This window comes from Gemmatimonas sp., from assembly GCF_044345575.1.
Classification (GTDB): domain Bacteria; phylum Gemmatimonadota; class Gemmatimonadetes; order Gemmatimonadales; family Gemmatimonadaceae; genus Gemmatimonas.
In genome coordinates this window covers 1-10142 of the sequence record NZ_JBIJAW010000101.1, presented here as the reverse complement: position 1 = coordinate 10142, position 10142 = coordinate 1, and the positions used below count along the sequence as shown (strand labels likewise).

Annotated in this window: 6 protein-coding genes; 3 read left to right on the top strand and 3 right to left on the bottom strand. The window is 64.3% G+C overall.

The features are described 5' to 3' along the window. Positions 1–212 precede the first annotated feature (212 nt). A complete protein-coding gene (locus ACIQ6O_RS08055; protein ID WP_396207265.1) occupies positions 213–1268 on the top strand; it encodes a hypothetical protein in 1056 nt (351 codons plus the stop codon). On the opposite strand, the gene ACIQ6O_RS08050 is transcribed toward ACIQ6O_RS08055, so the two are convergent. The 3 genes from ACIQ6O_RS08050 to metH form a co-directional block, all read right to left on the bottom strand. After that, a complete protein-coding gene (locus ACIQ6O_RS08050) occupies positions 1262–2287 on the bottom strand; it encodes a polysaccharide pyruvyl transferase family protein (protein WP_396207264.1) in 1026 nt (341 codons plus the stop codon). The genes ACIQ6O_RS08055 and ACIQ6O_RS08050 overlap by 7 nt on opposite strands. A gap of 120 nt (positions 2288–2407) precedes the next feature. Next, positions 2408–3568, bottom strand: a complete 1161-nt coding sequence (locus ACIQ6O_RS08045) for a glycosyltransferase (protein WP_396207263.1) — start codon at positions 3566–3568, stop codon at positions 2408–2410. 29 nt (positions 3569–3597) lie between these two features. After that, the gene (gene metH / locus ACIQ6O_RS08040) at positions 3598–7269 is read right to left on the bottom strand and encodes a methionine synthase (protein ID WP_396207262.1); all 3672 of its coding nucleotides are present in this window, start codon (positions 7267–7269) and stop codon (positions 3598–3600) included. Positions 7270–7285: 16 nt separating this feature from the next. Between metH and ACIQ6O_RS08035 the strand changes: the two genes are divergently transcribed. Both ACIQ6O_RS08035 and ACIQ6O_RS08030 read left to right on the top strand, forming a co-directional pair. Beyond that, positions 7286–9187 carry a bifunctional homocysteine S-methyltransferase/methylenetetrahydrofolate reductase gene (locus ACIQ6O_RS08035; RefSeq protein WP_396207261.1) on the top strand — a complete coding sequence of 634 codons (1902 nt, stop codon included), beginning with the start codon at positions 7286–7288 and terminating at the stop codon, positions 9185–9187. After that, complete coding sequence (locus tag ACIQ6O_RS08030; protein ID WP_396207260.1) at positions 9187–10086, top strand: glycosyltransferase family 2 protein; 900 nt, start codon at positions 9187–9189, stop codon at positions 10084–10086. The genes ACIQ6O_RS08035 and ACIQ6O_RS08030 overlap by 1 nt, the downstream gene beginning before the upstream one ends. The last annotated feature ends 56 nt before the right edge of the window (positions 10087–10142 follow it).

Below are 10142 nucleotides of genomic sequence, written 5' to 3'. Positions count from 1 at the left end.
CCGGTCGGATCGTATCAAGAATCTTGTACTGAGGCATCTCCGCGTCCCCGAAAGTGTCGAGTGAAAATGCCCGTGTAATCGAGCACGATTCCTACCTGATACTCCAGACGTCTTCCCGTCCTCATCGCCGACTCATGCCACACACCGTCGTCGCCCAGCGACCCATACCGGGGCCTGCATCGCGGGTCGTCGCAGAGATTGACGGCGGCCCCGTGTGGTTCGAGGCCAACCTCCCACTGGTACTGAGCTCCGAAGCGATCGTTTCCGCGTTCCTGCTCGTCTGCGCCCACCATGGTCGCGCCTTGGCGCTGGACGCCCCGCTGACCGCACGATTCCGGGACCATCTCACACCACTGCAACAGGTGGTACGTGAGTTCTGGGGGTATCCGGACGTCTCGCTGTCGGAGCCGACGGGTGAGGGTCAGCGACTGACGGGGCAGTTGGCGCCGGCGTTCAAAGGCGCGGCCCTCATGTTCTCCGGTGGCGTCGATTCCTTCTATTCGCTTCTCCGCGGGCCTCTCGCGCCGGATGCACTGGTGCTCGTCGAAGGGTTCGATATTTCGCTGTCTCAGCCGAACCGGACAAACGTCGCTTGGGCGAGCCTGCAAGCGGTGGCCAATCACTTCGGCCTGACGGCCCTGAAGGTCGCGACCAATCTCCGGGAACACACACTGTTTCGTTCGGTCGACTGGGGAGTGACGCACGGCGGAGCGCTGGCGGCGGTGGGCCATCTTCTCGCGTCCCGATATAGTCACATCCTCATTTCGTCGTCCGACCCGTATGTGGATCCGACGAAACCGTGGGGGTCACATTTCCGGCTCGACCCGCACTGGTCATCCGGTACGACGAGCCTGATGAACGTTGGGGGCACGCACTTCAGGGCTGAAAAGCTCCTTGAAATTGCGGACGAGCCGATTGTTCACGAGAATTTGCGAGTCTGCTGGGAAGGCGAGACGACGCAGTTGAACTGTGGTGTTTGCGAAAAGTGCATTCGTACGCAGTTGGTGCTGCACTTTGCCGGAAAGCGCGAACGGTTCACGACATTCGCGACCACGGAATTGCAGCTTCTGGAAGCCGTGCGGGCACTCCCATATGTCGCGAACAAAAACTCGGTCAACAGGGTGTATCGTGGTTTCGCGGAGGCCAACCGCGCGACCGCGCTGGGGCGTGAGGTGGCGCTACTCATCGATCGGTCGAATCGCTTCTACCGCAAGCAGGCATTGAAGAAGAGTGCGGTCGGCCGGATCATCTCGAAACTCCGTTACTGACGCGCCTCGCCCGCCCTTTTGGCGCGCGCGCAGACGGCTTCGAGCGTTTCCTCCTCGCGCGGAACGAATGCGTATGGCGAATTGCTGGTCCAGTCGCGGTGGAATCGGGCAAGCTTCCCGTAGTTGTTGTCGAGCAGCACGTTCGGCATCCCCATGAGTGTCGCGAGGATGTGCCCGTGCAGTCGGTCCGTCACCAGTACTTCACCGCGCGCCAGCGTTTGCTTGCCGAACGCGTACCGCGCCCGCGGCAGGATCGAATAAATGAGCCCAAGGAAGGGAGCCACGAGCGGAAACATTCGACGAGACTCCGCCACGAACGTCAGATCGCAGAGATAGGAATGCACCCTAGGGTGCGGTACCCGAATCCAGTCGACCGCGCTGCCGTGGTGTCCTGCGAGCAGGGAATCGAAACGCGACGTCGTTTCCTCATCGGTTCGAAGCAGAACCACCTGCGGCTGGACCGCCTCGGGCGCCGGTATGGGCCCCAGGCAGAAGGCGGCGTCCGGACACAGTAGCGCCTGCACGCCGAAGCTGGTCGCCAATGTCGCACTTTCCTGATCGCGTACCAACAGAGTCGCCGCGCTGTGTCGTCGCACCGTTTCGAAAAACCCTGCGGCCTCGAAGTCGGAACGGAAGTGAATACTCTGGGGCAGTTGGACGAACGGGCGCTGCGACGATTCCCGAAGGACTCGGGAGCGAAAGTCCTGAATGCGCGGATACTGATCACCCAGATTCCCTCCACCACTGAAGAGAATTGGAGCATGCTGCGGGAGTCGACGGTTCAACTCTCGCCAGGAAAACGATTCCGCGGTGGCGATGTACCGGATGCGGACGCCGAGTGTCCGGAGCGCGGCCAGCTGCCCGAGCCAGATCAGGCTGTCGCCGACATTCGCATAGTTCGGGAAATCGAGAAGCGCCACATCGCGAGCCCCGTCCAGCGCCGACCGAAGGACCGATCGGTATTGCTCGGCCAACGCGCCGATACTCTCGAGATTGCGGCTGTCGTGATGGCGCGGCATGGCAGGGCACAGGCAGGAGAGGCAACGGCTTCCGCGTATTCGGCAATTGGAAAATACCTCTTATTCACGACTTGGTAATGGCTCGGTCCATCGAATACGAAAGGCGAGTGACGACGTGTATCAACGCCTGACCACCTGCTCCACCCAGTCGATGGTGCGTTGCCATTGGGTAACCGCGTCGAATCGCTTCTGGAGCCTGCTTCGTGTCGTCTCTTGGACTCCCGCTCGCGTGTCGGCGTCCCAGGACAGGTGCGCGCGCAGGCGGTTGGCCCACGACTCCACGCTCCAATCGTCGACGATCAAGTCGAGGCCGAGGTGATCGAGGACTTCGGACATTCCGCCAGCGTTCGCTGCAAGCGGAATGCATCCGCAAGCGCCCGCTTCAATCAACACCAGCCCAAGGCCCTCATCCTCAGACGGCAGGCAGAAAAGGTCGAAGCCGCAGTACGCGATGCGCGGATCCTCGATCCATCCCACGAAACGGGTATGCTCTTCGATGTTCAGGTCCTTGGCGAGCCGTCTCAATCCCTCGAGCTCGGGACCTGATCCAACGATCACGCAATACAGCGAGCCCCCGGTACTTTCTTGCCTCAATTTCGCGAACGCGTGCAGCAGCAGATCGGTCCGTTTGTGGCGAACGAGTCTCCCGAGAGTGCCCACGACCCGCGCATCCGCCGGCACACCCCAACCCTGCCTTGCCGCGAGTCGCAGCGCCGGGTCGAAGGCATAGCGTGCGAAGTCGATACCCGGGTAAATGCAGTCGGCGTGAGATGAGGGAAGACCATGTTCGCTGACCAGCAGATCCCGCACGTGATGACTCACGCAGAGCACGCGGCTGGCTCTTCTCCAATGACGCTGCCGGGCTACTCGTTGGCGATAGTTGGGCCACCCCCCGCGGAGCAGCCGCACGGCACGTCGTATCCTCCCGGCGGGTGCAGCCGGTGCAGGGTGACCCTCCCAAATGATGTAGGCACACCCCCTTGACGCGATCACGGCATCGAGTGATGGATTGCGCCGATCGAACCACCCTTTCGCGAGTACCACGACATCCGGGGCAATCCGGTCGAGCAGCGACTCCCATTCGGATCGCGGCACCGTCTCCAGCGCACTCGCCTCAACGTGGTGTGTGCGAAGCTCGCGGTGCTCCGGATTGTCCAAAGGCAGGGGCGCGCCGGCAAGCACGACATGTGCCCGATGCCCCGCATGACCCAAGGCCAGCGCGAAGTCGTAGCAATAGCTTTCAACGCCACCGAACTGCCCGGTTCGCGTGTCGAGCAGCAAGACCACCGTGAGCGGCCTGTCCCCGCGCATCATTTCAGTGGGCGCCCTGTCCGTGCCTGATAGTCCGTGCGCTGGCTGTCATCCACCTGACCAACACCAAAGTACCTCGCCTCCGGCCGCCAGAAGTACCAGCCGCTCACACTTGCCGCCGGATACATCGCGAAGCTCTCCGTCAGCGAAATGCCAGCGCGTTCCGGCACCTGGAGCAGAGAGAACAGCGTCCCCTTTTCCGCATGGTCGGGGCAGGCGGGATACCCCGGCGCCGGGCGGATCCCCTGGTACCGCTCCTTGATCAGCCCCTCGTTGTCCAGCGACTCGTTGGTTGCATATGCCCAGAACTCGGTGCGCACCCGCTGGTGCAGCCGCTCAGCGAAGGCTTCCGCCAGGCGGTCGGCCAGAGCCTGTACCATGATGGCGCTGTAGTCGTCGTGCGCGGCGCGGTATTCCGCGGCAAGTGCTTCCACGCCGTGACCGGTGGTCACAGCAAACGCGCCCACGTAGTCGGTCACGCCGCTGTCCACCGGGGCCACGAAGTCGGCCAGGCAGCTGTTGGGACGCCCGTCGCCCTTCTTGTCGAGTTGCTGCCGCAGCATGTGCAGCGTGGTCAGCCGCTCGGTCTTGGTGTCGTTGGTGTAGAGCACGATGTCGTCGCCCTCGGCAACGGCGGGCCAGAAGCCGAACGCCGCCCGTGCCTCGATGCGGCCGTCGGTCACCATGCGGTGCAGCATGGCCTTGGCGTCGGCGAGCAGCGTGCGCGCCTGCGCGCCCACCACCGCGTCGTCGAGAATCGCCGGGTAATACCCCGCCAGCTCCCACGTCTGGAAGAAGGGCGTCCAGTCGATGAACGGCACCAGATCTTCCAGCGGATAGGGCGCCAGCGTGCGCGCACCGGTAAACGTGGGCACGGGCACCGGTACAGACAGGTCGATGCGCGCCTTGTTGGCCCGCGCCGCTTCGATGGAGATGAGACGCTCGTTGCCACCGCGGGCGGCGCGTGCCTCGCGGATGTTCGCGTACTCCGCTCGCACCCCGGCTACATACTCGTCGCGACGCTCGTCGCTGAGCAGGTTGCTGGTCACGCCCACGGCGCGCGATGCATCGAGCACGTGCACCACCGGCCCGCTGTACACCGGCTCGATCTTGAGCGCCGTGTGCGCCTTGCTGGTGGTGGCGCCGCCGATGAGCAGCGGAATGGTGAACCCCTGCCGCTCCATTTCGCTGGCCAGGAAGCTCATCTCCTCGAGGCTGGGCGTGATGAGGCCACTCAGGCCGATCACGTCGGCGTTCACCTCGCGCGCCTTGTCGAGAATGGCAGCGCAAGGTTGCATCACCCCCATGTCCACGACGTCGTAGCCGTTACACTGCAGCACCACGCCCACGATGTTCTTGCCGATATCGTGCACGTCACCTTTCACGGTGGCCATGAGCACACGGCCATTGGGCTTGGTGTCGGCGGTCTTGAGCTGCTCGATGTACGGGATGAGATGCGCCACGGCCTTCTTCATGACACGCGCGCTCTTCACCACCTGCGGCAGGAACAGCTTACCCGCGCCAAACAGGTCGCCCACCACGTTCATGCCTTGCATGAGTGGCCCTTCGATCACTTCGATGGGGTGGGCGACGGTCTGGCGTGCCTCTTCGGTATCGGCCACTACGAAGGCGTCGATGCCATGCACGAGGGCATGGGTGAGGCGTTCCTCCACCGGCAGGGAGCGCCACGCAGCGTCTTCCACCGCTTCCTTCTTTGCCGAGCCCTTCACCTGCTCGGCGACCTCCATGATGCGCTCGGTAGCATCGGGGCGGCGGTTGAGCACGAGATCTTCCACGCGCTCACGCAGGTCGGCCGGAATGTCCTCGTACGGCACGAGCGCACCGGCGTTCACGATGCCCATGTCCATGCCGGCCTTCACGCCGTGGTACAGGAACACCGCGTGAATGGCCTCGCGCAGCGGATTGTTGCCGCGGAAGGAGAAACTCACGTTGCTCACGCCGCCGCTGATTTTGGCGTGCGGAAGCGTGGCCTTGATCTGCTTCGTGGCCTCGAAGTAACTCACCGCGTAGCCCGCGTGCTCCTCGATGCCGGTGCCGATGGCAAAGATGTTGGGGTCGAAGATGATGTCCTGCGGCGGAAAGCCCACGGTCTCCGTAAGGAGTCTGTAGGCGCGCGTGCAGATCTCGACCTTGCGTTCGGTAGAATCGGCCTGACCCTGCTCGTCGAAGGCCATTACGATCACCGCGGCGCCGTAGCGGCGCACGAGACGCGCCTGGCGCAGGAACTCCGCTTCGCCCTCCTTAAGCGAAATGGAGTTCACGATGCCCTTGCCCTGCAGACACTTGAGCCCTGCCTCGAGCACGCTCCACTTGCTCGAGTCCACCATGATGGGCACACGCGAGATGTCGGGCTCGCTCGCTACCAGATTGAGGAAGGTGGTCATCGCCTTTTCGGCGTCGAGCAGCCCCTCGTCCATGTTGATGTCGATGAGCTGCGCGCCGTTCTCCACCTGCTGGCGCGCCACGGCCAGCGCCTCGGTGTAGTTGCCGTCGAGAATGAGCTTGGCGAAGCGGGCCGACCCGGTCACGTTGGTGCGCTCACCCACGTTCACGAAGTTCGTGGTGGGGCCCACGTTGAAGGGCTCGAGGCCGCTGAGACGCAGGAGCGGGTCCGGCTGCGGAATGGCGCGGGGCGCCACGCCCTGCACGGCCTGCGCGATGGCGGCGATGTGCTCTGGGGTGGTGCCGCAGCAGCCGCCCACGATGTTCAGGATGCCGCTGCGCGCCCATTCGGCGATGTGCTCGGCCATCATCGCCGGCGTTTCGTCGTACCCCCCGAAGGCGTTGGGGAGGCCGGCGTTGGGGTGGGCCGAGATGTGGCAGTCGGCGATGCGGCTGAGCTCCTGCACGTAGCCACGCAGCTGCGCCGCGCCGAGGGCGCAGTTGAGGCCGATGGAGAGCGGACGGATGTGGGCCATGGAAGCCCAGAACGCCTCGGCCGTCTGCCCGGAGAGGGTACGGCCGGAGGCGTCGGTGATAGTGCCGGAGATCATCACCGGCAGGGTGGTGCCCGTCTGCTCGAAATACGTTTCGATCGCGAACAGCGCCGCCTTGGCGTTGAGCGTATCGAAGATCGTTTCGACCATGAGGATATCCGCCCCGCCGTCGACGAGGCCGCGGGTGGCCTCGAGGTAGGCGGCCACCAGCTGGTCGAAGGTCACATTGCGGGCGCCCGGGTTCTCCACCTCGGGGGAGATGCTCGCGGTCCGATTCGTGGGACCAAGCACGCCGGCCACCCAGCGGGGGCGGGACGGGTCCTGTGCCTCGAATTCGTCGCACACCCGGCGGGCGAGAGCGGCCCCCGCCACGTTGAGCTCGTAGCTCAGCGCCTCCATGCCGTAGTCGGCCATGGAAATGGCGTTGGCATTGAAGGTGTTGGTCTCGAGGATGTCGGCCCCGGCGGCGAGGTACTCGCGGTGCACGCCGGCCACGATCTCGGGCTGCGTGAGCACCAGGAGGTCGTTGTTCCCCTTGAGGTCGCTGGGCCAGGCGGCGAAGCGGTCGGTGTTCCCGATGCCCCGGTAGTCGTCTTCAGTGAACCGGTGGCGCTGGAGCATGGTGCCCATGGCGCCGTCGAGGACGAGGATGCGGGAGGCGAGTGCCGAGGCGACATCGCGACGGGGTGCGGGAACAGCGGACAAATTCGACATATCTTGTAAGGTATATATGACCACTATTTCGACGCACCCGAGTCAGCCCGCCGATCTTGGCGTTTCCCCCCGTGCGGCCCAGCTCGCCCGACTGCTCGACCCGGCCGAGGTCGTGATGTTCGACGGGGCGATGGGCACGATGCTGTATGCCAAGGGCGTGTTCATCAACCAGTGCTACGACGAACTGGTGCTGCGGTCGCCAGACTTGGTGCGTGAGGTGCACGCGGCGTACGTGAAGGCCGGCGCCGAGGTGGTGGAGACCAATACCTTCGGTGCCAACCGCGCCAAGCTCACCCAGTATGGGCTCGACGGGCAGGTGTCGCTCATCAACCGCCGCGCGGCCGAGGTGGCGCGCGAGGCAGCCGGAGAGCAGCGTTTGGTCGCTGGTGCAGTTGGGCCGCTGGGTATTCGTCTCGAACCCTACGGCCCCACGAGCCGCGACGAAGCGCGGGCCATGTTCCGTGAGCAGATGGAAGCACTGGCGGAAGGTGGTGCGGATTGCTTCGTGTTGGAGACCTTTGTCGACCTCGAGGAGTTGGAACAGGCGGTACTGGCGGCGCGCGAGGTGAATCCCGCGATGCCCGTGATTGCGCAGGCGACGGTGGGCCCCGAGCTACGCACCGCGTACGGCGCCTCCCCCGAGGATATCGCGCGTGTGCTGGACAAGTGGGGCGTGGATGTGATCGGCCTCAACTGCTCGGTGGGGCCGCAGACCATTCTCGAGGCCATCGAGCGCATGGCGGCGGTCACTTCGCGAAAGCTGAGCGCGCAGCCCAACGCCGGCATGCCGCGCGACGTCGGTGGACGCACGATGTACATGGCCAGCCCGGAGTACATGGCGACCTACGCCCGACACCTCGTGCAGGCCGGGGCGAAGGTGGTGGGAGGGTGCTGCGGCACCACCCCCGAGCACACCAAGGCGATGGTGGAGGGCGTGCGTCCGCTCGCACCGCGTACGCGTGTGGTGGTTGGCGACACGCGCGAGCGCGTGAGCGATGAGGAGGGCAAGGCGCGCACGCCGGTGCCGCTGGCCGAGCGCTCGAAGTTGGGTGCCAAGCTGGCCGCGGGGGCGTTCGTTACCAGTGTGGAGATCGTGCCGCCGCGCGGCATCGATACCGCGAAGCTGGAGCAAGATGCCGCGGCGCTCGCGAAGGCCGGCGTGGATGCCATCAACGTGCCCGATGGCCCGCGTGCCCAGAGCCGCATGGGAGCCATTGCCACGAGCCTCATCATCGAGCGCCATGGCATCGAGGCGGTCACCCATTATGCGTGCCGTGATCGCAACCTGTTGGGGATGCTGAGCGATCTGCTGGGTGCCTCCGCGCTCGGGCTGCGCAACATGCTGCTCATTACGGGCGACCCCCCGAAGATGGGCCCCTATCCCGATGCGACGGCGGTGTTCGACATCGATGCCATCGGGCTCACCAACCTCGTGAGCAAGCTCAATCGCGGGCTCGACCCGGGGAACAACCCCATTGGTGAACCCACCCGGTTCGTCGTGGGCGTGGGGGTGAACCCCGTCGCCATCGACCCGGCGCACGAACTCAAGCGGTTCCACTGGAAGGTGGAGGCGGGGGCGGAGTACGCCATTACGCAGCCGGTGTTCGACCCGGCGCAGCTGGAATCCTTCCTGGAGAGCATCCACGATGTGCGCATTCCCGTCATCGCCGGGATCTGGCCGTTGGTGAGCGCGCGCAATGCGGAGTTCCTGGCCAATGAGGTGCCGGGGGTCGTCATGCCGCCGGCCGTTCTCGAGCGGATGCGTAAGGCGAACGAGAAGAGCAAGGAGCACGCGGTGGCGGAGGGTATCGCCATTGCTCGTGAAGCGCTGGAACGGGTCCGCGGCGCTGTCCAGGGGGTGCAGGTAAGTGCGCCGTTCGGAAAGATCGAGCTTGCGCTCGAGGTGTTTCAAAGCTGATGGCTTTGCCGCACTCGTCTCGGCCGGACGCTGACGCCACGCCGTCGATCTCCGTAATCGCGTGCACGCGTAATCGCGCCGAACGCCTCGGTGATTTCTTTGCTGCGTTGCAGACCTTGAAGGTGTCGGAACCATGGCAGCTCGTGCTCGTCGACAGTGCGTCGACCGATTCAACCCACGAGCAGCTGCGTCGCTTCGCGGATTCGTTTGGTCCGCATTGCTCGGTGCAGCGTGCGACGCGCAAGGGATTGGGGCATGCACGGAATGTTGGGCTCCGGGCTGCCACTGCTCCTGTTGTGGCGTTCTTCGACGATGACTGCTACGCCGCCCCCGACTATCTGGCACAAGTTCTCACGTGCTTTCGCGAGCAGCCGTCGCTCGGTTATCTCGGTGGTCGCATTGAGCTCTTCGATCCAAACGATTTGCCGGTAACGATCAAGACGTCACTGCAGCGTCAGGATTTTCCGGCGCGAGCGCTCCTTCGTGCCGGCGAAATTCACGGGGCGAACATGGCATTCCGTCGGGACTTCCTGCAGGCGATCGGAGGTTTCGACGAGGACCTTGGAGCGGGTACGCCGTTTCCATGTGAAGACATCGATGCCTTGGCCCGGCTGTCGCTTGCCGGCGTGGCTGGCGCGTACGATCCACGCCCGCTGGTGTATCACCATCACGGTCGCAAGAGTACGAACGATTTCGAGACCTTGATGCGGGGCTACGATGCCGGGCGCGGCGCATTCTTCGCCAAGATGCTGGTGTCCGGGCATTCGATTTATTTGAGGCCGTGGCTTTCGCGCATACGTCATCAACCACTTGCCACCACCGGACGCGAATTGGCGAGCGCGTGTCGTTGGGCTGTGTATGTGCTCGGCCGAATGTTTTCGGGTCGGCAAGCATCATAGGCGCCGGACATTACGCATCGAACGCACTCGATTAAATTGATAGTGGCGAACTAATG

Excerpts from the sequence above, each read along its gene's own strand:
- ACIQ6O_RS08050 (WP_396207264.1), bottom strand. The coding sequence starts at position 2,287 with ATGCCGCGCCATCACGACAGCCGCAATCTCGAGAGTATCGGCGCGTTG.
- metH (WP_396207262.1), bottom strand. The coding sequence starts at position 7,269 with ATGTCGAATTTGTCCGCTGTTCCCGCACCCCGTCGCGATGTCGCCTCG.
- ACIQ6O_RS08035 (WP_396207261.1), top strand. The coding sequence starts at position 7,286 with ATGACCACTATTTCGACGCACCCGAGTCAGCCCGCCGATCTTGGCGTT.
- ACIQ6O_RS08030 (WP_396207260.1), top strand. The coding sequence starts at position 9,187 with ATGGCTTTGCCGCACTCGTCTCGGCCGGACGCTGACGCCACGCCGTCG.